Annotated in this window: 23 protein-coding genes; 11 read left to right on the forward strand and 12 right to left on the reverse strand. The window is 57.3% G+C overall.

The genetic code is table 11. The annotated features are described in order from the left end of the window. Positions 1 to 36 precede the first annotated feature (36 nt). The 8 genes from osmE to chbG all read left to right on the forward strand — a co-directional run bounded on the left by osmE (position 37) and on the right by chbG (position 5,961). Entirely contained in the window at positions 37 to 375 is a 339-nt protein-coding gene (gene osmE, locus ABLV64_RS08155; RefSeq protein ID WP_004203822.1) for an osmotically-inducible lipoprotein OsmE, read from the forward strand. Positions 376 to 653: 278 nt separating this feature from the next. Beyond that, the gene (chbB, locus tag ABLV64_RS08160; protein ID WP_217324975.1) at positions 654 to 974 is read left to right on the forward strand and encodes a PTS N,N'-diacetylchitobiose transporter subunit IIB; all 321 of its coding nucleotides are present in this window, start codon (positions 654 to 656) and stop codon (positions 972 to 974) included. A gap of 19 nt (positions 975 to 993) precedes the next feature. Next, positions 994 to 1,110: a hypothetical protein gene (locus ABLV64_RS08165; protein WP_032425961.1), complete on the forward strand. Its 117-nt coding sequence runs from the start codon at positions 994 to 996 to the stop codon at positions 1,108 to 1,110. A gap of 11 nt (positions 1,111 to 1,121) precedes the next feature. After that, positions 1,122 to 2,480 (forward strand): PTS N,N'-diacetylchitobiose transporter subunit IIC, encoded by a 1,359-nt coding sequence (gene chbC / locus ABLV64_RS08170; RefSeq protein ID WP_064794776.1) that lies wholly within the window; start codon positions 1,122 to 1,124, stop codon positions 2,478 to 2,480. Between the two features lie 53 nt (positions 2,481 to 2,533). Beyond that, entirely contained in the window at positions 2,534 to 2,881 is a 348-nt protein-coding gene (chbA, locus tag ABLV64_RS08175; RefSeq protein ID WP_004203824.1) for a PTS N,N'-diacetylchitobiose transporter subunit IIA, read from the forward strand. Positions 2,882 to 2,908: 27 nt separating this feature from the next. Continuing rightward, positions 2,909 to 3,733, forward strand: a complete 825-nt coding sequence (chbR, locus tag ABLV64_RS08180) for a transcriptional regulator ChbR (protein ID WP_004203825.1) — start codon at positions 2,909 to 2,911, stop codon at positions 3,731 to 3,733. Between the two features lie 110 nt (positions 3,734 to 3,843). Then, complete coding sequence (locus tag ABLV64_RS08185; RefSeq protein ID WP_004203826.1) at positions 3,844 to 5,190, forward strand: 6-phospho-beta-glucosidase; 1,347 nt, start codon at positions 3,844 to 3,846, stop codon at positions 5,188 to 5,190. A gap of 12 nt (positions 5,191 to 5,202) precedes the next feature. Further along, positions 5,203 to 5,961: a chitin disaccharide deacetylase gene (chbG, locus tag ABLV64_RS08190; protein ID WP_064177934.1), complete on the forward strand. Its 759-nt coding sequence runs from the start codon at positions 5,203 to 5,205 to the stop codon at positions 5,959 to 5,961. A 55-nt stretch (positions 5,962 to 6,016) separates the two neighbouring features. On the opposite strand, the gene katE is transcribed toward chbG, so the two are convergent. Next, positions 6,017 to 8,275, reverse strand: a complete 2,259-nt coding sequence (katE, locus tag ABLV64_RS08195) for a catalase HPII (protein ID WP_049002938.1) — start codon at positions 8,273 to 8,275, stop codon at positions 6,017 to 6,019. A 190-nt stretch (positions 8,276 to 8,465) separates the two neighbouring features. On the opposite strand from katE, the gene cedA reads away from it, so the two are divergent. Continuing rightward, positions 8,466 to 8,720 carry a cell division activator CedA gene (cedA, locus tag ABLV64_RS08200; protein ID WP_008807754.1) on the forward strand — a complete coding sequence of 85 codons (255 nt, stop codon included), beginning with the start codon at positions 8,466 to 8,468 and terminating at the stop codon, positions 8,718 to 8,720. Positions 8,721 to 8,777: 57 nt separating this feature from the next. Here cedA and ABLV64_RS08205 read toward each other — a convergent pair whose 3' ends face one another. The 4 genes from ABLV64_RS08205 to hxpB form a co-directional block, all read right to left on the reverse strand. After that, on the reverse strand, positions 8,778 to 10,169 hold the full coding sequence (locus tag ABLV64_RS08205; protein WP_017898666.1) for an L-cystine transporter: 1,392 nt from the start codon (positions 10,167 to 10,169) through the stop codon (positions 8,778 to 8,780). Positions 10,170 to 10,304: 135 nt separating this feature from the next. Then, entirely contained in the window at positions 10,305 to 10,895 is a 591-nt protein-coding gene (locus tag ABLV64_RS08210) for a metal-dependent hydrolase (RefSeq protein ID WP_004203834.1), read from the reverse strand. Between the two features lie 91 nt (positions 10,896 to 10,986). Then, complete coding sequence (gene kduD, locus ABLV64_RS08215; RefSeq protein WP_049093157.1) at positions 10,987 to 11,748, reverse strand: 2-dehydro-3-deoxy-D-gluconate 5-dehydrogenase KduD; 762 nt, start codon at positions 11,746 to 11,748, stop codon at positions 10,987 to 10,989. Between the two features lie 149 nt (positions 11,749 to 11,897). Beyond that, positions 11,898 to 12,566: a hexitol phosphatase HxpB gene (gene hxpB / locus ABLV64_RS08220; RefSeq protein WP_017898668.1), complete on the reverse strand. Its 669-nt coding sequence runs from the start codon at positions 12,564 to 12,566 to the stop codon at positions 11,898 to 11,900. A gap of 188 nt (positions 12,567 to 12,754) precedes the next feature. Here hxpB and ABLV64_RS08225 point away from each other — a divergent pair, with 188 nt between their 5' ends. Further along, positions 12,755 to 13,291, forward strand: a complete 537-nt coding sequence (locus tag ABLV64_RS08225; RefSeq protein WP_004203839.1) for a YniB family protein — start codon at positions 12,755 to 12,757, stop codon at positions 13,289 to 13,291. Between the two features lie 29 nt (positions 13,292 to 13,320). Here the strand turns inward: ABLV64_RS08225 and yciA are convergent, their stop codons facing one another. From yciA to ABLV64_RS08250, 5 genes are all read right to left on the reverse strand, one after another. Continuing rightward, positions 13,321 to 13,719, reverse strand: coding sequence for an acyl-CoA thioester hydrolase YciA (gene yciA / locus ABLV64_RS08230; RefSeq protein WP_002901629.1), 399 nt, complete (start codon positions 13,717 to 13,719; stop codon positions 13,321 to 13,323). 98 nt (positions 13,720 to 13,817) lie between these two features. Then, entirely contained in the window at positions 13,818 to 16,001 is a 2,184-nt protein-coding gene (locus ABLV64_RS08235) for a TonB-dependent siderophore receptor (protein ID WP_064183128.1), read from the reverse strand. Positions 16,002 to 16,271: 270 nt separating this feature from the next. After that, positions 16,272 to 16,811 (reverse strand): septation protein A, encoded by a 540-nt coding sequence (locus ABLV64_RS08240; RefSeq protein WP_004203842.1) that lies wholly within the window; start codon positions 16,809 to 16,811, stop codon positions 16,272 to 16,274. Positions 16,812 to 16,865: 54 nt separating this feature from the next. Further along, complete coding sequence (locus tag ABLV64_RS08245; RefSeq protein WP_004203845.1) at positions 16,866 to 17,609, reverse strand: YciC family protein; 744 nt, start codon at positions 17,607 to 17,609, stop codon at positions 16,866 to 16,868. Between the two features lie 25 nt (positions 17,610 to 17,634). Next, positions 17,635 to 18,048: a YkgJ family cysteine cluster protein gene (locus ABLV64_RS08250; protein WP_004203847.1), complete on the reverse strand. Its 414-nt coding sequence runs from the start codon at positions 18,046 to 18,048 to the stop codon at positions 17,635 to 17,637. A gap of 269 nt (positions 18,049 to 18,317) precedes the next feature. Between ABLV64_RS08250 and ompW the strand changes: the two genes are divergently transcribed. Then, positions 18,318 to 18,956, forward strand: coding sequence for an outer membrane protein OmpW (gene ompW / locus ABLV64_RS08255; RefSeq protein ID WP_126065708.1), 639 nt, complete (start codon positions 18,318 to 18,320; stop codon positions 18,954 to 18,956). Positions 18,957 to 19,034: 78 nt separating this feature from the next. On the opposite strand, the gene ybiX is transcribed toward ompW, so the two are convergent. Together ybiX and ABLV64_RS08265 are read right to left on the reverse strand one after the other, a co-directional pair. Beyond that, positions 19,035 to 19,712 (reverse strand): PKHD-type hydroxylase YbiX, encoded by a 678-nt coding sequence (gene ybiX, locus ABLV64_RS08260; protein ID WP_048294545.1) that lies wholly within the window; start codon positions 19,710 to 19,712, stop codon positions 19,035 to 19,037. Between the two features lie 48 nt (positions 19,713 to 19,760). Next, a complete protein-coding gene (locus ABLV64_RS08265; protein ID WP_017898670.1) occupies positions 19,761 to 22,046 on the reverse strand; it encodes a catecholate siderophore receptor Fiu in 2,286 nt (761 codons plus the stop codon). Positions 22,047 to 22,142: the final 96 nt, after the last annotated feature.

Here is a 22,142-nt window from a genome sequence, read left to right on the forward strand (position 1 = left end):
AGGCTTATCGTTACACAGTGGAAGAGAGGAACCAAAATGAACAAAAGCTTAGCAGGAATACTGGGCGTCACCGTCGCGTTAACCTTACTCGCGGGCTGTACCGCTTACGATCGTACCAAAGACCAGTTTACCCAGCCGGTGGTGAAAGATGTGAAGAAAGGGATGTCGCGTCAGCAGGTGATGCAGATCGCAGGCAAACCTTCAACGGAAGTGACGATGGTCCATGCCCGCGGCACCTGCCAGACCTATATCCTCGGTCAACGAGATGGTAAAGTTGAGACCTACTTTGTGGCCCTCGACGAAACCGGGCACGTGATGAACTCCGGCTACCAGACCTGCGCCGAGTATGATACGGATCCGCGCAACGCTAAGTAAACGCCCTACTGTTGACAGAGTTGTACGTAAGCCCGACCACTGGTCGGGCTTTTTTGTGAGTCCTGATGCTTATTTAATTGCGCGAATTATTTGGGTGAAAATGTGAGGGTAGTCAAAACCGGAGGTCAATGAGAGACAATTCTGTTCAACAGGGAATTATCACGACGGCTCAGCTTGCCGTATACTCAACCCATAAACAGAATTAACCGGATGTTACCAGTCTTACCGGCTCTCAGCGGTTACTGAAGGCCCTGGTCTCACACATTGAGGAAGCGTTCATGGAAAAGAAACACATTTATCTGTTCTGCTCGGCAGGCATGTCCACGTCACTGCTGGTCTCCAAAATGCGGGCGCAGGCGGAAAAATACGAAGTCCCGGTCATTATTGAAGCCTATCCTGAAACTCTCGCGGGTGAAAAGGGACCGGAAGCCGACGTTGTATTATTAGGGCCACAAATTGCGTATATGTTACCGGAAATTCAGCGCCTGCTGCCGAATAAACCGGTAGAAGTCATCGATTCTCATCTGTATGGCAAGGTGGATGGTTTAGGGGTATTGAAAGCCGCCGTCGCGGCCATTAAGAAAGCTGCAGCACAATAATTTTAAATTTTAAAACTCGATGTATTTTGACGCCTGGCGGCATTCTGTTGCCGGACGTCAAAAAATAAAGAGTTTATTTTCCCGTCAAAGAGTAATTTCATACATCATCGCCGTAATAGTTTATTGCGGCTTTTAAGGGTATTGACTATGAGTAAAGTGATCGACTCGCTTGAAAAGGTACTCCTTCCTTTTGCAGTGAAAATAGGAAAGCAGCCGCATATTAATGCGATTAAAAATGGATTTATTAAACTCATGCCGTTGACCCTCGCCGGGGCCATGTTTGTATTAATTAACAACGTTTTTCTGAGCTTCGGCGAAGGCTCTTTCTTTTACTCCATGGGCATTCGCCTGGATGCCTCTACCATTGAAACCTTAAACGGTTTTAAGGCTATCGGCGGCAACGTCTATAACGGCACCCTCGGCATTATGTCGCTGATGGCGCCATTCTTTATCGGCTCCGCGCTGGCGGAAGAGCGCAAAGTCGACCCGATGGCCGCTGGCCTGCTGGCGGTAGCGGCCTTCATGACCGTGACCCCATACAGCGTGGGCGAAGCCTATGCCGTCGGCGCCAACTGGCTGGGCGGGCAGAACATCATCTCCGGTATGATTATCGGTCTGGTCGTCGCGGAAATGTTCACCTTCGTGATCCGTCGCAACTGGGTGATCAGACTGCCGGACAGCGTGCCGGGATCGGTATCGCGCTCTTTCTCTGCGCTGATCCCTGGCTTCTTGATCCTCTCCATCTTCGGCATTATCTCGTGGGCCCTGTCGAGTTACGGCAGCAACTTCCACCAGATCATCATGGACTCCATCTCCACGCCGCTGGCGGCGATGGGCAGCGTGGTCGGCTGGGCATACGTCATCTTTAACTCCCTGCTGTGGTTCTTCGGGGTGCACGGTTCGCTGGCGCTGACCGCGCTGGATAACGGCATCATGACGCCGTGGGCGCTGGAAAACATCGCCCTGTACAACCAGTACGGATCGGTTGATGCGGCGATCGAAGCGGGTAAACAGTTCCACTTCTGGGCCAAGCCGATGCTCGACTCCTACATCCTGCTGGGGGGGTCCGGGGCGACGCTGGGTCTGATTATCGCCATCTTTATCGCTTCCCGCCGCGCTGACCATCGTCAGGTCGCGAAGCTGGCGCTGCCGTCAGGCATCTTCCAGATTAACGAACCGATTCTTTTTGGCCTGCCGATCATCATGAACCCGGTGATGTTCATCCCGTTCGTGCTGGTCCAGCCGATTCTGGCGGCCATTACTCTCGCCGCCTACAGCCTGGGGATTATCCCACCGGTGACCAACCTGGCGCCGTGGACCATGCCAACTGGCCTGGGGGCGTTCTTTAACAGTAACGGCAGTGTCGCCGCTCTGCTGGTCGCCCTGTTCAACCTTGGCGTCTCCACCCTGGTCTACCTGCCGTTTGTGGTGCTGTCGAATAAAGCGCAGACCGTTATCGAGCAGGAAGAGAGCGAAGAAGACATCGCCAACGCACTGAAATTCTGATACCGCGCGGTACGGGCAACGTCCCGTACCGCCTGAGAAATGAGGGAAATATTATGTTTGATCTGGACAACATCGACGCGGTAGAGACCCCGGAAAACGACCTCGAAGAGGTGGTGATGGGGCTGATTATCAACTCCGGCCAAGCGCGTAGTCTGGCCTATGCCGCGCTGAAGCAGGCCAAGCAGGGGGATTTTGCCGCGGCGAAAACGATGATGGAGCAGTCGCGTCAGGCGCTGAGCGAGGCGCATCGGGTGCAGACCCAGCTTATCGAAAGCGACGAGGGCGAGGGGAAAATGAAGGTCAGCCTGGTGCTGGTGCATGCTCAGGATCACCTGATGACCTCCATGCTGGCCCGCGAGCTGGTAGCGGAATTGATTGAGCTGCACGAGAAGGTACAATAGGCCATCGCGACGATGAGGCAGCCCAGGATGATGACCACCGAGATCAGTACCGCCAGAGAACAGCAGTTGTTCAACGGGAAGAACTTTCATGTGGTCATCTATAACAAAACGGAAAGCGTGAGCGGGCTCCACCAGCATGATTACTACGAATTTACCGTCGTATTAACCGGGCGCTATTACCAGGAGATCAATGGCAAACGGGTGCTGCTGGAGCGCGGGGATTTTGTCTTTATCCCGATGGGTTCGCACCACCAGAGCTTCTATGAATTTGGTGCGACGCGCATCCTTAACGTCGGCATCAGCAGGCGCTTCTTTGAGAAACATTATCTGCCGCTGCTGCCGTTTGGCCTGGTGGCGTCGCAGGTCTACGCCGTGCAGAGCGCTTTTCTCGGCTACATTGAGTCGGTCATCGCCTCACTCAATTTTCGCGAAACGGAATTTGACGAATTTATCGAGCTGGTCTCCTTTTATGTCATTAACCGTTTACGTCACTATCGCGAAGAGCCGGTTGCAGACGTCGTCCCGCAATGGTTAAAAAATACCGTTGAGGCTATGCACGATAAACTGGAGTTTGGCGAGAGCGCCCTCGAGAATATGGTTCGGCTATCGGGCAAAACGCAGGAATATTTAACCCGGGCGACCCAGCGCTATTATGGTAAAACGCCGATGCAGATAATTAACGATATCCGTATCAATTTTGCCAAAAAGCAGCTGGAAATTACCAACTATTCGGTGACGGATATTGCCTATGAATCAGGGTACAGCAGCCCGAGCCTGTTTATTAAAACCTTTAAAAAGCTGACCTCGTTTACACCGAGTAGTTATCGAAAACATTTGACCAGTATTAATTAAGCCCAGGCGGTATTAGCCGCCAGGCTTACACCATAACTAATTTAAGTTAACTGTCCGCATTTATGCGGAGAGCGGCCTGCGTCTACACGCAGCGTCTAAGGGAGAAAAAGATGAGCCAGAAATTAAAAGTCGTCACTATTGGCGGCGGTAGCAGCTATACCCCGGAATTACTGGAAGGTTTCCTGAAACGTTATCATGAACTGCCGGTGACAGAGCTGTGGCTGGTGGATGTGGAAGAGGGCCAGGAGAAGCTCGATATTATCCATGCGCTGTGCGAGCGGATGGTGGAAAAAGCCGGCGTGCCGATGAAGGTTTATAAAACGCTGGACCGCCGCGAGGCGCTGCAGGGCGCAGATTTCGTCACTACCCAGCTGCGCGTGGGCCAGCTGAAGGCGCGGGAAAAAGATGAGCGTATCCCGCTGAGCCACGGTTATCTTGGCCAGGAGACCAACGGGGCGGGTGGGCTGTTTAAGGGGCTGCGCACCATCCCGGTGATTTTCGACATCGTGAAAGATGTGCAGGAGATCTGCCCGGACGCGTGGATCATCAACTTCACCAACCCGGCGGGCATGGTCACCGAGGCGGTCTATCGTCACACCAGTTTCAAACGCTTTATCGGGGTGTGCAACATTCCCATCGGCATGAAGATGTTCATCACCGACGTGCTGCAGCTCAGCCCGAGCGATGAGCTGCACATCGACCTGTTCGGTCTGAACCACCTGGTGTTCGTCCGCGACGTGCTGGTTAATGGCGTCTCGCGCTTCGATGAACTGCTGGACGGCGTCGCCTCCGGCCGCCTGACCGCGAACTCGGTAAAAAATATCTTCGACCTGCCGTTCAGCGAAGGGCTAATCCGCTCCCTGCGCCTGATCCCATGCTCCTATCTGCTCTATTACTTTAAGCCAAAAGAGATGCTGGCGATTGAGATGGGCGAGTACTATAAGGGCGGCGCGCGCGCCCAGGTGGTGCAGAAAGTGGAGAAGCAGCTGTTTGAGCTGTATAAAAATCCGGATCTCAAGGTCAAGCCGAAGGAGCTGGAGCAGCGCGGGGGCGCCTATTACTCCGATGCCGCTTGCGAAGTGATCAACGCTATCTATAACGATAAGCAGACTGAGCACTATGTGAATATCCCACATCATGGCCATATCGATAATATCCCGGCGGACTGGGCGGTCGAGATGAGCTGCACCTTAGGTCGCGATGGCGCGAAGCCGACGCCGCGCATCACCCATTTCGACGAGAAGGTGCTGGGGCTTATCTACACCATCAAAGGGTTTGAAGTGGCGGCCAGCCAGGCGGCGATCAGCGGTGAGCTGAACGACGTGCTGCTGGCGCTGAACTTAAGCCCGCTGATCCATTCCGATCGTGACGCCGAGCAGCTGGCGCGGGAGATGATTCTGGCCCATGAAAAATGGCTGCCGAACTTTGCGGCGACGATCGAAAAACTGAAAGCGTAACGGGAGCGGCTAATGGAACGCGTATTGATCGTCAATGCCGACGACTTCGGCCTCAGTAAAGGGCAGAACTATGGCATTATCGAGGCCTGCCGCAACGGCGTGGTGACATCGACTACGGCGCTGGTCAACGGCGCGGCTATTGACCACGCCGCCCAGCTGAGCCGCAGTACGCCGGAGCTGGCGGTCGGGATGCACTTTGTGCTGACGCTGGGCGAACCGCTGTCGGCCATGCCGGGGTTAACCCGCGACGGCCGGCTGGGCAAATGGATCTGGCAGCAGGCGGAAGAAGATAACCTGCCGCTGGAGGAGATTGCCCACGAGCTGGCGTGTCAGTACCGTCGTTTTCTCGAACTCTTCGGTCATGAGCCGACGCATCTCGACAGTCATCACCATGTGCATATGATCGCTCCGATCTACCCCATCGTCGCGGCTTTTGCCCGCGACAAGGGCATCGCGTTGCGCATTGATCGCCAGGTGGCGGCACAGAGCGGTCTCGATCAGCAGGCGGCGCGCAGCAGCGCAGGCTTCAGCAGCGAGTTTTACGGGGAAGGCGTCTCTGAGGCGCTGTTCCTGCAGATGCTGGACGCCTCAATCGCCCGCGAGGAGCGCTCTCTGGAGGTGATGTGTCATCCAGCCTTTGTCGACCAGACCATCATGGGCAGCGCCTACTGCTACCCGCGGCTGGGCGAGCTTGATGTGCTGACGTCCGCCTCGCTGAAAGCGGCGGTGGCCGACCGGGGTTATCGCCTGGGAACCTACCGCGACGTGTAAACCCGACGGGGAAAGGAAAGTGAGTCAAGCCCGGCACACCGTGCCGGGCTTTTTGCTACGCCGGAATAGCGGCGATTTTCGGGCTTCTCGACCATACCCGGTGGGCCGTCATCAGGGCGAGCAGTTTATCTGCCGCCGGCGTGTCAAGAGCATCGGTGACGATGACGCCCTCTTCGCCCTGGGCCGGGACCTGCAGAACCGATGTTAACTGCCGCGCATCGCCTGCCAGCAGGATCGGCTTCAGATGCTTATAGGCCTCCAGCAGGTAGTAGCGCGCGTCGCCGCTCTGGCTCAGGGCGCTGAGATCGCCGCCGGGCACCACCACGGCATCCACCGTCAGCGACGGGGAGCCGGCGAAGGTGCCGGCGATCGGCAGGGGAGAGCCATCGTCGGCGACGACTTCCCCCATCCGCGAATAGAGCAGTTTACTGTGCACGCCCCGGGCCTGTAGCGCCTGCAGGAGATGGACCAGATCCTGCGCCGAGGTACGCTCATTGAGCAGCACCGCCACCACACGACCTTTCACATCCCCTTCGGCATCCGCGTAGAGGCTGAGGGTGGGATCTTTCTCCACGCCGTTGACCGGGGAGGGCAGAGTGAGGCTGCGCTGCTCATCGCTCAGTTCGATACCTAAATTCGCCCCGACCGTTTCCGCCAGCCGGGTATCAATATGGGCCAGGTGATCGACCACCCGCTCGCGGATCCAGGTGCGGACCACTTTGCTAAGCTCGAAGCTGAAGCCATCGATAATATGCTGCTGCTCAATCGGCGTCTGGCTCAGCCAGAACAGACGCGGCTGGGCGTAATATTCGCCGAATGACGGGCTGCGCTGACGGATCTTCTCGCCGTCGACGCGCTCGGCGAGGGACTCAAAACCGCCGCGTTTGGCGGCTGGCGGCGTCTCGCGCGGCCAGTTATCGTTGATCGAGTTGGGTTCGTAGTTGGCCGGGTTGGTGTCAATCTCCATCCGGTGCATACCGTCGCGCTGGAAGTTGTGGTACGGGCAGGTCGGCCGGTTGATCGGGATTTCATGGAAATTCGGTCCGCCGAGGCGGCTTATCTGGGTATCGGTGTAGGAGAAGAGGCGCCCCTGCAGCAGCGGATCGTTGCTGAAATCGATGCCCGGGACGATATGCCCGGGATGGAAGGCCGCCTGTTCGTTTTCGGCAAAGAAGTTGTCCGGGTTGCGGTTGAGGACCATTTTGCCGACCCGTTGCACCGGCACCAGCGCCTCGGGGATCAGCTTGGTGGGATCGAGCAGGTCGAAGTCAAAATCAAATTCATTCTCTTCGGGGATCAACTGCAGGCCGAGCTCAAATTCCGGGTAGTCCCCGGCTTCAATGGCCTCCCACAGGTCGCGGCGATGAAAATCGGGGTCACGGCCGGTCAGCTTCTGCGCTTCATCCCATACCAGCGACGCCTTGCCGGCGACCGGTTTCCAGTGGAAGCGAACAAAGGTGGCTTTGCCCTCGGCATTGATCAGGCGGAAGGTGTGGATGCCAAAGCCTTCCATGGTGCGATAGCTGCGTGGGATGCCGCGATCGGACATCGCCCACATCACGTTGTGCAGCGTTTCCGGCTGCAGGGAAACATAGTCCCAGAACGTATCGTGAGCGCTTTGTCCCTGGGGGATGGCCCAGTGGGGCTCAGGCTTCACGGCGTGGACAAAGTCGGGAAACTTCAGCGCGTCCTGGATAAAGAAAACCGGGGTGTTGTTGCCGACGAGGTCAAAAATCCCCTCGTCGGTGTAAAACTTGGTGGCGAAGCCGCGAATATCACGAACGGTGTCCGCCGACCCCGCGCCGCCCTGCACGGTGGAGAAGCGCACAAAGACCGGGGTGATTTTATCGGCTGCCGAGAGAAAATCGGCTTTGGTCAAGGCTGTCAGGCTTTTGTAGGGCTGGAAGTAGCCGTGGGCTGCTGAGCCGCGGGCATGAACGATACGCTCCGGAATTCGCTCGTGGTCGAAGTGGGTGATCTTCTCCCGCAGAATGAAATCTTCCAGCAGCGTTGGGCCGCGGGTACCGGCGCGCAGCGAGTTCTGATCGTCGGCAATGCGCACGCCCTGGTTAGTAGTCAGCGGATAGTCTTCTCCGCCTTTGCGCTGTGGCTCCAGGGCATCGAGTTTTTTGCTGTGGGTATCAGGCGTTTTCAGGCTGCCAGGGGCGGTCGGTTCAGCGCCAGGGGCGGTGGGTTTCGGCGTGGGGCGCCACTCCCTGTCATCCGGCGCCAGCGAGTCGAGACCCGGCTGCGCTTCCTCGCTGCCGTGGACCGGTGCCTGCTGGTGGTGAGGGTTTGGGTGCTTATCAGACATTGCTCGTCTCCTGCTTTCATTGCTAAAAGTGGTCGTTGATAAACCAAAACCCTTCTAACTATAGAACATTACGCTGCCTGCGCCCGGCAAGGGGGCAGGGAGTTATCCTAAAATGCGCATCGGCGGCAGGGGGGCGACGAACGGGGCCACGATCGGCTATGATAGAGGTTTCTGTTTCCCGCTTTGCTTAGTGAATCCATTTGTTATGAAACCATTGCGCCAACAAAATCGCCCTGTCATTAGCTACGTGCCGCGCGTGGAGCCTGCGCCCCCGGAACATGCCGTGAAAATGGACCATTTTCGCGATGTCTGGATTTTGCGCGGGAAGTATGTCGCCTTTCTGCTGATGGGAGAGCATTTTCGCCGTTCACCGGCGTTCAGCGTGCCGGAGTCGGCGCAGCGCTGGGCTAACCAGGTGCGTCAGGAAGGAGAGATTGAAGCCTGAGTCTGCTGCAGAAATAAAAAAACCGCTGATTATCAGCGGTTTTTTTGTGCTTACCGTTTAGCGATGCGCCAGTTCGGCTTCTTCTTCGCTATCGAAAATCGACTTGTCGGTCTGGCGCAGCCACTGGCTGGTCAGCGTCCCGGCGGTCATGGAGCCGTTAACGTTCAGCGCGGTACGTCCCATATCGATCAGCGGCTCGACGGAGATCAGCAGCGCCACGAGGGTCACCGGCAGGCCCATCGCCGGCAGGACGATCAGCGCGGCGAAGGTGGCCCCGCCGCCCACTCCGGCGACGCCCGCCGAGCTGACGGTGACGATGCCCACGAGGGTGGCAATCCACATCGGATCCAGCGGGTTGATGCCTACGGTCGGTGCGACCATCACCGCCAGCATGGCCGGGTAGATACCGGCGCAGCCGTTCTGACCAATGGTGGCGCCAAAGGAGGCGGAGAAGCTGGCAATCGACTCCGGTACGCCGAGACGACGGGTCTGCGCTTCCACGTTCAGCGGAATGGAGGCGGCGCTGGAGCGGCTGGTGAAGGCGAAGGTGATCACCGGCCAGACTTTACGGAAATACTTCAGCGGGCTGACGCCGTTAATCGCCAGCAGCAGGCCGTGGACGATAAACATGATGCCCAGCGCGATGTACGAGGCCACCACGAAGCCGCCAAGCTTGATGATATCCTGCAGATTCGACCCGGCAACCACTTTGGTCATCAGCGCCAGAACGCCGTAAGGGGTCAGCTGCATCACCAGACGAACCAGCTTCATCACCCAGCCCTGCAGGGTATCAATGGCGGTCAGGACGCGCTGGCCTTTTTCCACATCCTCTTTCAGCAGCTTCAGGGCTGCGACGCCGAGGAACGCCGAGAAAATGACGATGCTGATGATCGAGGTCGGGTTAGCCCCGGTCAGGTCAGCAAACGGGTTCTTCGGCACAAAGGAGAGGATCAGCTGCGGGACGCTGAGATCGGCCACTTTACCCACATAGTTGCTCTGAATGGCGTTCAGACGAGCGGTCTCCGCGCTGCCCTGGACCAGTCCCTCGGCGGTGAGGCCGAACATGTTAGTCACCAGCACGCCAACCAGAGCGGCGATCAGGGTGGTGAACAACAGAGTCCCGATGCTCAGGAAGCTGATTTTCCCCAGCTGCGAGGCATTGTGCAGGCGGGCGACCGCGCTAAGGATTGACGCGAAGACCAGCGGCATAACGATCATTTGCAGCAGCTGGACATAACCGTTGCCGACGATATTAAACCACTGGATGGAATCCTTCAGCACCTGGCTGTCAGACCCGTAGATCAGCTGTAGCGCCAGACCGAAGATCACGCCAATCGCCAGGCCGACCAGGACCTTCCTGGCCAGGCTCCACTGTTTATGGCGCGTTTGCCCCAGCGCAAACAACAATACGGCGAACACGACTACGTTCGCTATTAATGGAAAGTTCATCCCCGTTCTCCTGATATTTTTATAACCCGGGCTGGTGGATAACCAGCTCTTATGACCGCAAGGTTAGCAGAAGGCGTTATCAAGGACTTATATTCAAATGGAATGGGTTATAACCAAAAGGTGTTTTCTGCCGGTTTATCGCCCACTCTGGTGACTTATGAAGCGATTGAAGGTGATCTGCAGGGAATTAATCACCCCGGAAGACCAGCGTATCGCGGTGTTGTCCGCCAGCGTCTGCGGCATCCAGACGGCATAGATGAACAGCGCCATGCATAATGCGCGCTCCAGCTGGTTGCCTTTGCGCGGCGCAAGGATCGGTAGCCGAAAGCGCCAGCGGCAGGGCCACAGCAGCGGCACCCCGGCTGGGGTGAGCATATCGGCAAGGATGTGGCTGAGATAGCCCAGCACCAGGCCCTGGAGGGCGTCCGCCGGGACAATCCAGCTGTCAGGCACCTTGAGGTAGAATAGCGTCAGCGCGCCAAACACCGCCAGCAGGCTGTGGGTGAAGCCGCGGTGGCCAAAGGCCCGCGCCACGGGCTTTGAGATCCAGCTCAGCCGCTGGCCAAGAAACGACTTTGGGTGATCGATGTCCGGCAGCAGGCAGGTCAAGACCGCGGAGGGCACAATATGCCACCAGTCGCCCTGCGCCAGCACCGGCGTTAACTCTGCGTTTTTGGCAAATACTGCGCAGGCGATTGAAAAGAAGAGATGGCCTTCCGCCGTCATGATAACACACCCTAAACTGTCGATTCATACAGTATAGGGTTTTTATACAGTGCACGGAAGAGGTGACGGTGTAACTCTTTGTCACAAATTCTCAGCGCGCCAGCCATCCGCCGTCGACGGCCAGGGTATAGCCGTGAATATAATCGGCGGCGGACGAGGCGAGAAACACCACCGGCCCCTGCAGGTCATCTGGCACACCCCAGCGACCGGCGGGGATACGCTCAAGGATTGCCTGGTTGCGCTCCTCATCTTCGCGCAGCGCCTGGGTGTTATTGGTGGCCATATACCCGGGCGCAATGGCGTTGACGTTGATACCCTGACCAGCCCATTCGTTAGCCAGCAGGCGGGTCAGCCCCAGCACGCCGCTTTTCGAGGCGGTATAGGAGGGGACGCGGATCCCGCCCTGAAACGAGAGCATCGAGGCGATGTTAACGATTTTCCCGCCTTCACCCTGGCGAATGAACTGCCTGGCGACCGCCTGGCAGAGGAAAAAAACTGCTTTCAGATTCAGATCGATCACCGCATCCCAGTCACTTTCCGTGAAGGTCAGGGCATCATGGCGGCGGATAATCCCGGCGTTGTTGACCAGAATATCGACCCGGCCCATCGCCGCCATCGCCTGGTCGACCAAAACGGTCATATCATCCTGTTGGCTGAGATCCGCCTGAATGGCATGAAAGCGGCGGCCCAGCGCCTGAACCTGCGCGGCCGTGTCGTGGGGAATTTTGCGGTTGATGCCGACGATATCGCATCCGGCCTGCGCCAGGCCCAGCGTCATTCCCTGTCCCAGGCCGGTATCGCAACCGGTCACGATGGCGACCTTACCCGTCAGGTCGAAGGCGTTCAGTACCATATTCACCTCTGTGTGCTGATCTTCAGGCGTACGATAACGCCACCTGTACCCAGCATAGAGGTAGGAAAACAAAATTACAATTAAAATGAAACGATGTTTTGATTTTCTTTGCTGGCGGGTGGCGGCGATCGCGTCACCCGCCAGCGGTCTTACCCGAGCAGCGCCTCGACGGTCAGGGCCTGCAGTGACGGCAGCTTGACGTCCGCCAGCACGAAGCGCGGGTCGCGGCTGTTCTCTGCTTCCGGCACGACGATAGCGCGCATGCGCGCAGCTTTGCTGGCGATCATGCCGTTGACCGAGTCCTCCAGCGCGACACAGCGCTGTGGGTCGACCCCGAGGGCGGCGGCGCAGTTGAGATACACCTGCGGGTGCGGTTTGCTCCAGGGCAGATGCTCCGCCGAGGCGAGGGCATCAAACTGGTCGCGCAGCTCGAACATATTGAGCACTTTCTCCAGCATCACCAGCGGCGAGGCTGAGGCCAGCCCTACCTTCAACCCCTGGGCTTTGCACAGGGCCACCGCCTCGCGCACCCCCGGCAGCAGCGGACGTGAGGCTTCCACCAGTTCGATGGCGCGACGGATAATGCGCGCGGTGGCTTCTGCGCGGTCAACGCCGCGCCACGGCTGCTGCGCGTACCACAGATCCACCACCAGGTCGATTCGCAGACCCAGCAGGTCGGGCAGTTCATCGCGGCGGCGGGTATCCACCCCCAGGCTCTCCATGACCTCGACCTCCGCCTGATCCCAAAGCGGCTCAGAGTCAATCAGCAACCCGTCCATATCAAAAATCGCAGCCTCAATGCGGCGCTTCGCTGACATATGTCCTTCTCCTGTTGCGTAATCAGATAAACGAATCGGCATTCATGGTATATCATACCGCGCGTTATTGGGCGAAATTCGCCGTGGAAGATAGACTTATACCCGACACATTCGGGTAAGCGAGGGGCGCCTGCGCCACGCAACGGGCGGCAGGCGAACCACTAACGCGTCTTTAACAAGGGGAACTCATGACGTACCAACAAGCTGGACGCATTGCGGTCATCAAACGTATTTTGGGATGGGTCATCTTTATTCCCGCCGTGCTGTCGACGCTGATTTCTGTCCTCAAATTTATGTATGAGCACAGTGAAAAGAAACCCGGCATTGACGCGGTAATGATGGATTTTGCGCACGTCATGATTGAGATGATGCGCTTTAACACGCCGTTCCTGAACTTTTTCTGGTACAACTCACCGCTGCCGGATTTTCACCATAGCCTGAACATCGGCTTCTGGATTATCTTCATTCTGGTGTTCGTCGGCATGGCGCTGCAGGCCTCCGGCGCGCGGATGGCGCGGCAGGCGAAATTTCTCCGCGAGGGGATTGAGGATCAGCTGATCCTCGAGCAGGCGAAAGGCGCGGAAGGGTTAACTCGCGAGCAGCTCGCCGAACGCATTGTGGTGCCGCGACATACGATCCTGGTGCAGTATTTCCCGCTGTACGTGCTGCCGGTGATGGTGATTGTTATCGGCTACTTCTTCTTCTCGCTGCTGGGCTTTCTCTAAGCCAGGTGCCCGGTTAGCCGGGCGCCATCTTATTCCGCTGGCAGAGGGCGGGGTTTACCCTGATTATCGACGGCAACGTAGATAAACAGCGCTTCCGTCGCCTTGTAGCGCTGGCCAATCGGTTCTGAAGAGACTTTTTTCACCCACACTTCGATGTTAATGGTCACTGAGGTATTGCCGCGCTTCACGCAGCGGGCATAGCAGCACACCACGTCGCCTACGGCCACCGGGCGTAAAAAGGTCATCCCATCCACGCGCACGGTCACCACGCGACCCTGGGCGATCTCTTTGGCCATAATGGCGCCGCCGATATCCATCTGCGACATCAGCCAGCCGCCAAAAATGTCCCCGTTGGCATTGGTATCTGCCGGCATTGCCAGGGTGCGTAAAACCATTTCGCCCTTCGGGGCGAGATCTGTTGTTGTCATGCTCTACTCTGTTGTGGTCAAAGACGATCAGCGGGATGCTACTATGAAAACGGCGTAGAGAGAATAGGGCTGGCGCCCGCGGAGGCGGGCGCAGTGGTTCAGAAAGAGAGGGTCACTCCGGCGTAATACGCGCGTCCAGGCTCATTGTAGGTCGAGGCGCCGGCATTTTCGCGATACAGTTGCTTATCAAAGAGGTTACTTATGCCGGCATTCAGGCGAATATCCCGGTTGAGCTGATACTGGGTGCCGATCCCCACGATGGAATAGGCGCCAACCTCGGTGGTAGCAAGGGTTCCGGTTTCGTTGCGGATCTCTGCATACTGACGCGGCTTCTGACGGCCATAAAGCGTCCAGTTGACATTCGCAGACAGGGCGTCGTTTACCTGCCAGTCGAGCATCGTGTTAACGGTATATTTCGGGATAACCGACAGCGGGTTGCCTGTCTCTTTACTTTCAGATTTGAACATCCAGGTGGCATTGGTCCGCCAGCTTAGGATATCAGCCAGCACCGGGATCAGCATATTGCCTTCCAGCCCCTCGACTACTGCTTTGCCGCCGTTCTGCCATTGCAGGATATTATTGCCGCTGGAGGTATAGCCCAGCACCTCGGTTCCGGAGACGATTTTGTTTTTGTAATCGTTGCGGAACCAGGTGACCCCGGCAGCGTAGCCATTAAGGTTAAATTCGATACCGATCTCTTTGTTAATACTGATTTCCGGGTCGAGGTCAGGGTTGCCCAGCAGATAGCAGCTGCCTTCGGCGATAGTGTTTGGACAACCGTTGCCGCGGGTGGAGAGCAGATAGCCTTCACTGGATTGATAGAGGTTAGGCGCTTTAAACACCCGCGCGATACCGGCCTTCAGCGTGAACATATCGCCCAGCGCCTGAGACAAATTGAGGCTTGGGCTCCAGTTGCTGCCAAACTGATTATGATAATCGAAACGAATGCCGGGGATCAGGTTGGTGCCGGGCACGGCTTCGATATTATCCTCCAGATAGATACCGGTGAGGGTGGCGCTGTTTTTGGTACGACGTTGCGCAGGGTCGCCGGAGGTCCCAGGGATAGTCTCCCCATTGCTGTTAGTGGCCTGCATCGATGCCGGGTCGTCGAGCTGATCATGGTTCCATTCCATGCCCAGCGTCAGCGTCTGATCCGCCAGCCAGAAGAAAGGCACATTGAATTCGGAGGTAGTACGCCAGGATTCCAGTCGGCTGGTGGCATAATCCTCACTGTTGATCATGCCTTCGACGCGGCCGGTGGAGCCTTCCTGCAGGCGGGTATTGTTGGTTTTCTCGTAGTAAACCCCCGCTTTGGACTGGCCCCAATCCCAAAGACCGTTGTAGGTCAATCCCCAGGACTGGCGATAGAGGCGATTCGTTTCGTGGCCGTACAGGGAATCCACCAGCCCGTTCGGGCTAAGATTGCCGTTGCTGTACTGGGTATCACCGGCATAGATATTCCCCTGACGGCTATAGGCGTAGCTGAAATCGAGAATTTGTTGCGGGGTCATTTTCCATGACAGCAGGGCGTTAATATCTTTATTGCGTACCCCTTCGCGTCCCGCAGCGTAGGAGCCGTTTTGCGCATGGTTAATATCCCAGGCGTCGGGTTCCGTTTTATTGATATTGCCATACAGGCGCATTGTCAGCGCTTCGCCGGCCAGTGGGCCGCTGAGATTGAAGTTAGCGCGATTAGTCGTGCCTTCCTTGTTGTTTTCCGGCTGATTGGTAAAAAAAGACAGGGAACCGTGCCAGTTGTTGGTCGGGCGTTTGGTAATAATGTTGACCACTCCGCCGGCCGCACCGGAACCATAACGCGCGGCTGCCGGGCCGCGGAGGACTTCAATTCGCTCGACCATCTCGGCAGGGACCCAGTTGCTGTCGCCCCGGGTATCGCGTTCGCCGCGCCAGCTATAGCGAACCGAGTTACGTGACGTGGCCGGTACCCCATCTATCAGGATCAGGGTGTTCTCCGGCCCCATGCCGCGGATATCAATCTGGCGGTTGTTGCCCCGACTACCGCTGGCGCTGTTGCCGGTCAAATTCACCCCGGGCATTTTACGGATGATGTCTGAGAGATCGTTGACCGGTGGCTGTTTTGCAATATCATCTGCCGTGATAATCGACACCCCGGGCTGTTGCTTGAGCGCCTCTTCCGCCGTACTGCGCACAATCATTGTTTCGGTATCTTGTTCTGACTCTTCTGCAAAGGCGTTAGGGGCAAGGAGACTGGATATGACCAGCGCCAGGGTCGTGGGGACATAATATTGCGGCGATCTCATGTAAATATCCTTTTCAAAACAATTAAAAATGAGATCGAGAATATTAATGATAACAATTATCATTACAATGTAACGAAATGAATCTCCATAAAATCCTCATAATTAGCGCAATTTTTTACGCTGCCGATTGAAATCGTGAAGGGAGCCTGCGCTGTGGGGCCGGGAAGCTGTCAGGTTACGCGCGGAGGTGGTGGTGGCAGGGACGGTTGGCCAGCGCAGCAAGGGTACCCGGGGCGAGCGCGGCGCGCGGGTGGCGCGCCGGTGGAGGCGTTAGTGGTGGTCGTCCTGCGGCATATGACGGTAGATGTAGATCCCGCTCAGCAAGGTAAAGACCAGCGTGAGGGCAGTTAAACCGAAGACCTTAAAGTTAACCCAGATATTCTGCGGCAACCAGAAGGCGATATAGATATTAGCCAGTCCGCAGAGGATAAAAAACGCCGCCCAGGCCAGGTTAAGGCGCGACCAGACCTGCTGCGGCAGGGTCAGCTCTTTACCCAGCATGCGCTGGATAAGCGGCTTTTTCATCACCCACTGGCTGAACAGCAGCGCGCCGGCGAACAGCGCATAGATCACCGTCACCTTCCATTTAATGAACTCATCATTGTGGAAGAAGAGGGTTAATCCACCGAAGACGGCCACCAGCACGAAGGTGATCAGCGCCATTTTTTCGATTTTACGGTAGCGCACCCAGCTGTAGATCAGCACGATGGCGGTCGCCACAATCAGCGCCGTGGTGGCGGCGTAGATATCGTAAAGCTTATAGAAGGCGAAGAAGACCACCAGCGGTAAAAAATCCAGAAACTGCTTCATACATCGATCCCGTCTGTCAGGACGGACCGGGAAATTCCCCGGTCCAGGTTAAAATTAGCTACGGATAAGCATATACACGCGGAATAAATAGATCAGCAACAGGGCGGAAATCAGGTTGCTGAGGGTATTAATCACCACCGCGCCGACGTTTGGCGTCAGGGCGGCAAAGCTGGAAGCGAACAGCAGCAGCAGGGTTTTCGCCACCAGCCAACCGATAATGGCCGGCGCCACCAGCCGCAGATTGGCCCACGCCAGGCGCATGCTGCTGCGCATGGCGCCGAGGATGCCCATTTTGTCCTGCACCAGCATGATCGGCGCAAAGGCCAGCACAATGGCCAACAGGACGCCGGGCACCAGCACTAACATCATCCCCATCTGCACCAGGAAAGTGGTGAAGAGGATCAGCAGCAGCAGCTTTGGCAGCACCGGCGCCGAGGCGCCGATGGCGCGCAGGGCGCTGACACGATGACCGGCAGAGACCAGCTGGATAAGCAGCAGGACGCCGCCGGCGAGGATCGCATTGCCCACCAGACCCGAGAAGGTTGATGCCGCCGAGGCGCGCAGCAGAACCTGCTGCTGCTCCGGCGTCATATTCTGCACCAGTTCGAACAGGCCTGCGCTACCGGCGAGGTTGTCGCCTTCGCTGAGTATCGACAGCTGCTCGTCGCTGGGTGAAAAGGCATGGCCAAGTACTACCGTAATGAACGCGCACAACAGCGCAATCAGCAAAATGGTAATGAACTGATTACGAAAAAAATTCCCGGTGTCACGGTAGACGGACTTCGCCGTGATAGACATGCATTCTCCTTGAGTGTCGCAGGTGTTAACTAGCCGGCGATTGTACCGCAAATCCTTCCGTCGTAGCACTCTCTGCGCCGGTCAGGGCAGGTATATCTTTGTAAAGAGGCCGCAATGGCGGCAGCCCATAGCGCGCTCGCGCCCGGTTGCAGGCGTCGTTTTCCTCGCCGTTTTCCCCGGACATGGCGAATTCGCGACATGGCGAAGGACGGTTTTCATAGATAGTGCAGTGGACGGCGTCGCCGATCTCGCCCGATAGCGCCGCACAGCGGCTCTGACGTTGATTAGTGCCGCTCATACAGCGCAGGAAGGGGGTCAGCGGCTCGGTCAGCGCGGCGGGCACCAGGCCGCCCGCGTCGTCGGCTTCCGCCCAGTAGAAAGAGACTCGAAAATACGCACAACAGGCACCGCACGTCATGCACGGGTTGATTTCACTCATAATTACACCTGAAAAAAACGCATCAACACAGATTGTCGGCAGTTAACTTATCCAGCCGCCTCAGCGGCGGCAAGAGGGGCAGAAATAATTTTTTTTGCGAAAAGTGAAAATTGATGTGCGAAGGATTTAGCGTATTGCGATCGGTATCAAAAATTAATCTGGATCAATAAATGTTAAATCTAAGGTTTTAGTGTGATCTAAAACAGATCAAAAGTAACTCGTTATAGGTATATTTGGCCGCGCTGAAAAACCATAATGAGGAAGTGGATATGAAGAAGTTAGCAGCGGCGGCATTGATTCTAAACACTCTTACTACCGGCAGCGTCTGGGCGCATGAAGCGGGTGAATTTTTCATTCGTGCCGGGACCGCCACCGTCCGACCGACGGAAGGCTCTGACAATGTGCTGGGCAGTCTGGGCAGTTTCAACGTCAGTAACAATACTCAGCTGGGTTTAACCTTTACCTATATGGCGACCGATAACATCGGCGTGGAACTGCTGGCGGCTACGCCGTTCCGCCATAAGGTTGGTACCGGGCCAACCGGCACCATCGCTACCGTGCATCAGTTGCCACCCACCCTGATGGCGCAGTGGTACTTTGGCGATGCGCAAAGCAAGGTGCGTCCGTACGTGGGGGCGGGGATTAACTACACCACCTTCTTTAATGAAGACTTTAACGATACCGGCAAGGCGGCCGGGCTTTCCGATCTGAGCCTGAAGGACTCCTGGGGCGCGGCAGGGCAGGTCGGCCTCGATTACCTGATTAACCGTGACTGGCTGCTGAATATGTCAGTGTGGTACATGGATATCGATACCGATGTGAAATTCAAAGCCAACGGCGTGGACCAGAAAGTCAGCACCCGCCTGGATCCGTGGGTGTTTATGTTCTCCGCAGGCTATCGGTTCTAACGCCTGCTGCAAACTGGCCAGCGGACGGCCAGTCTGTTGCCTCCTCACCCCTCCCTGCGATAAACCTTCGCCTGCGGATCACACTTCAGTCCACTGGCGCAGCAGGTTGTGATACATATTGAGCAGGGAGAGGACCTCTTCCCCGTCGCCAAAGCGGGTTTTGAGAGACTGGATCGTGCGGTCCAGGTCGTAGAGCATCGCGCGCTGCTTATCGTCGCGGACCATCGACTGGATCCACAGGAAAGAGGCCTGGCGAACCCCGCCGGTGACCGGGGTGACGCAGTGCAGGCTACTGGCGGGATAGAGCACCAGATGTCCGGCCGGGAGCTTCACCCGGTGCTGGCCATAGGTATCTTCAATCACCAGTTCGCCCCCTTCATAGCTTTCCGGCTCGCAGAGGAACAGCGTCGCCGAGAGGTCGGTCCGCATCCAGCCCGCCTCGCCGTTCTGGCGCACCGCGCCATCGACATGAAAACCGTAGGTCTCTCCCGGCCCGTAGCGATTAAACAACGGCGCGGAAATTGTCCGCGGCAGCGCGGCGGAAAAAAACTGCGGATGGCCGCGCAGCGCATCGAGTACGGCGGCCTGCAGACGGGCATACAGCGGCGTGCGGGTATCAATCTGCTGGTTTTGTTTGACGGTCGCCCCCTGGCTGCCGACGGTAACCCGCCCGTCAACCCATTCGGCCTGCGCCAGCAGGCGGCCATATTCAGCCACCTGGTCCGCCGTCAGCACGTCAGGAATGTGATACATCATTGCGGTGTTCTCTCAAAAAGGTGGGGCGCGATGGCCCCACGTACAGACTCAGAAATGGACGTTCGCCGTCAACATAAAGGTACGGGGTTCGCCCGGATGATAGCGATAGCCGCTCTTGTTGATGGAAGCCACGTAATCGGTATCAAACAGGTTGTACATATTGAGCTGCAGATCGAGATTGCTGTTGACCCGATAGCCCAGTTTGGCGTCGGCGACCCAATAGCCCTCGGTGTGATCCGGGGTACCCACCGCGCCATCGCTGCCCCGGCGCAGGCTTCCGACATAGCGCACGCCGCCGCCGACGGACAGATCGCTGGTGGCCTGATACTGCGTCCACAGCGTAAAGGCATGTTTCGGGGTGTAGGCCAGCGCGGAAGAGCCATCCTGCGCCACATTCTGACCCTCTGTCACCGTGGCATGCTGCTGGGTGTAGCCGGCGATGATTGTCCAGTCCGGGGTCAGGTTCCCGGTTGCGGAGAGCTCATAGCCTTCCACGCGCTTTTTGCCGTACTGCGACCAGGTTCCGTCATCGTTGGCGGCCACTTCGTTTTCAATATCGGTGCGGAATAACGCCGCGCTGAGCAGCAGGCGCTTGTCGAGGATCTGCCACTTGGTGCCCAGTTCGCTGGATTTCGCTTTCTGCGGTTTAAAGTCGGTCCGGTTGGCGCTGTTGCCGCTACCGCTGGCAGCCAGCGCGAAGCTGCTGCCCCCCGGCGGTTGCTGCGAGATGGCATAGTTGACGTAGATATTGCCCTGCTCGGTTAAGCGATACAGCGCCCCGGCCTTCCAGTTAACCAGGTTACCGGATTTAGCGGTATCGACAGTGGTGACCGGGCTGCCGGTCGACTGTCCTGGCGGGCAGGCGACAGCCCCGCGTCCGCTGCCGCCGCAGGCGGTGGCGCTGTCATATTTGGTATGGTAACTGTCGAGACGCAGCCCACCGTTGACCTCAACCCGATCGGTCAGCGCCAGCGTATCAAAGGCATAGATACCGAAGGTATCGGTCTGGCCGTTGGCGTTCGCCCCGTTTCTGTCCAGCCCGCCAATCGACAGGCTGCTCACCGGATGATAGAGATTCACCGCCGGAGCGGTCAGGGCGTTGACGCCATAGTTAGTCTGGTTTTCCCGGGTAAACTCCACGCCGGCACTGACGTCATGGCCTATCGAACCGGTATTGAAGGTCGAAGTGATATTGGTCTGGTTGGTCAGAATGCGGTTGCTGACATCTTTGGTATTAACCAGACGTGACCAGCTCCAGGTATTGACGTCATTGATGTCGGGGGCGGTGATATTGCTCGCGCCGCCCATCACCGCGGTCAGGAGATACTCCTGCTTCACACGCGACCAGCGGGTGGTATTGCGCACGGTGGTATTGTCCGTCAGATCGTGTTCAAAGCGCAGGGTGCCGCTGTCGGTGGTGGATTTATCGTAATCGGAGTCGGTGCCATAGAAATTGCTGGTATCGACCTTACCGGCGGAATTGAGGGCGGCATATTTCGGCGAAGGCGCCGAATAGCCCGGCAGGCCGACGGTGGGGATCCCGCCATCCGGGGTGTTATTCTGCCGGACGTGGAGATAGTTCAGATACAGACGGGTGGGCGTATCGAGGCCGAAGGCCAGGGACGGGGCGATGCCGTAGCGCTCGTTCTCAATCTTATCCCGGCCGGCGTCGTGGGTTTTTTCGCCCATCAGGTTGAGGCGAAACGCGGCGTTGTCGCCGAAGGCCTGGTTAAGGTCAAGGGTACCCCGACGCGACCAGGCGCTGCCGATGCTGGCGGATCCGTCGATCCCGGAGTCAAGGCGCGGCTGCTTGCTGATCATATTGATCGAGCCGGAAGGGGCGCTGCGGCCATAGTCCGTGCCGGCGGGCCCTTTGATGACTTCCACCTGCTGGGTATTGAAGGTATCCCGCGTCACGCTGCCGATATCGCGAATGCCGTCGACATAAATACTGTTGGAGGTGTCCACGCCGCGCATAAAGATGGCGTCCCCGGTGGTTGAGCTGCCATTCTCCCCGGCGTAAAACGCCCCGACGCCGGGGACGTTTTTGAGGGCGTCAGTCAGGTTGGTGACGCCCTGATCTTTAATGACCTGTTCGGGGATCACGGTGATGGTGCGAGTGGTATCCACCAGTGGTTTATTGAACTTGGGATCGGCGGAGGCTCCGGGAGAATAAAGCGAAGGCGGGGCGGCTTCCACCACCAGCGTCTCTTCATTATTTTTGACTGATTTTTCCGCTGCCATGCCGGTTGCCGGCGCGGCCCCCAGACACAGACCCGTAAACAATGCCAATGAGTTGAAACTGCCAAACGGCAGAGAAGCGTTTTTTTCCATGATAAATGCAGGCTTATTTTTTGTTATGAGCACATATCACGCCGCGCAAAAGCGACGTTATTCGTCGTCTGGCTTGCGCTGACCCGGCGTGACTCT

The organism is Klebsiella sp. JB_Kp031, assembly GCF_040064295.1.
Lineage (GTDB): Bacteria > Pseudomonadota > Gammaproteobacteria > Enterobacterales > Enterobacteriaceae > Klebsiella > Klebsiella quasipneumoniae.

Excerpts from the sequence above, each read along its gene's own strand:
- katE (WP_049002938.1), bottom strand. The coding sequence starts at position 8,275 with ATGTCTGATAAGCACCCAAACCCTCACCACCAGCAGGCACCGGTCCAC.
- chbC (WP_064794776.1), top strand. The coding sequence starts at position 1,122 with ATGAGTAAAGTGATCGACTCGCTTGAAAAGGTACTCCTTCCTTTTGCA.
- chbB (WP_217324975.1), top strand. The coding sequence starts at position 654 with ATGGAAAAGAAACACATTTATCTGTTCTGCTCGGCAGGCATGTCCACG.
- ABLV64_RS08240 (WP_004203842.1), bottom strand. The coding sequence starts at position 16,811 with ATGAAGCAGTTTCTGGATTTTTTACCGCTGGTGGTCTTCTTCGCCTTC.
- ABLV64_RS08225 (WP_004203839.1), top strand. The coding sequence starts at position 12,755 with ATGACGTACCAACAAGCTGGACGCATTGCGGTCATCAAACGTATTTTG.
- ABLV64_RS08235 (WP_064183128.1), bottom strand. The coding sequence starts at position 16,001 with ATGAGATCGCCGCAATATTATGTCCCCACGACCCTGGCGCTGGTCATA.
- ABLV64_RS08265 (WP_017898670.1), bottom strand. The coding sequence starts at position 22,046 with ATGGAAAAAAACGCTTCTCTGCCGTTTGGCAGTTTCAACTCATTGGCA.
- chbR (WP_004203825.1), top strand. The coding sequence starts at position 2,909 with ATGATGACCACCGAGATCAGTACCGCCAGAGAACAGCAGTTGTTCAAC.
- ABLV64_RS08185 (WP_004203826.1), top strand. The coding sequence starts at position 3,844 with ATGAGCCAGAAATTAAAAGTCGTCACTATTGGCGGCGGTAGCAGCTAT.
- ABLV64_RS08245 (WP_004203845.1), bottom strand. The coding sequence starts at position 17,609 with ATGTCTATCACGGCGAAGTCCGTCTACCGTGACACCGGGAATTTTTTT.
- chbA (WP_004203824.1), top strand. The coding sequence starts at position 2,534 with ATGTTTGATCTGGACAACATCGACGCGGTAGAGACCCCGGAAAACGAC.
- yciA (WP_002901629.1), bottom strand. The coding sequence starts at position 13,719 with ATGACAACAACAGATCTCGCCCCGAAGGGCGAAATGGTTTTACGCACC.
- ybiX (WP_048294545.1), bottom strand. The coding sequence starts at position 19,712 with ATGATGTATCACATTCCTGACGTGCTGACGGCGGACCAGGTGGCTGAA.
- ABLV64_RS08165 (WP_032425961.1), top strand. The coding sequence starts at position 994 with ATGTATTTTGACGCCTGGCGGCATTCTGTTGCCGGACGTCAAAAAATA.
- ABLV64_RS08210 (WP_004203834.1), bottom strand. The coding sequence starts at position 10,895 with ATGACGGCGGAAGGCCATCTCTTCTTTTCAATCGCCTGCGCAGTATTT.
- ABLV64_RS08250 (WP_004203847.1), bottom strand. The coding sequence starts at position 18,048 with ATGAGTGAAATCAACCCGTGCATGACGTGCGGTGCCTGTTGTGCGTAT.
- ABLV64_RS08205 (WP_017898666.1), bottom strand. The coding sequence starts at position 10,169 with ATGAACTTTCCATTAATAGCGAACGTAGTCGTGTTCGCCGTATTGTTG.
- kduD (WP_049093157.1), bottom strand. The coding sequence starts at position 11,748 with ATGGTACTGAACGCCTTCGACCTGACGGGTAAGGTCGCCATCGTGACC.
- hxpB (WP_017898668.1), bottom strand. The coding sequence starts at position 12,566 with ATGTCAGCGAAGCGCCGCATTGAGGCTGCGATTTTTGATATGGACGGG.
- ompW (WP_126065708.1), top strand. The coding sequence starts at position 18,318 with ATGAAGAAGTTAGCAGCGGCGGCATTGATTCTAAACACTCTTACTACC.
- chbG (WP_064177934.1), top strand. The coding sequence starts at position 5,203 with ATGGAACGCGTATTGATCGTCAATGCCGACGACTTCGGCCTCAGTAAA.
- osmE (WP_004203822.1), top strand. The coding sequence starts at position 37 with ATGAACAAAAGCTTAGCAGGAATACTGGGCGTCACCGTCGCGTTAACC.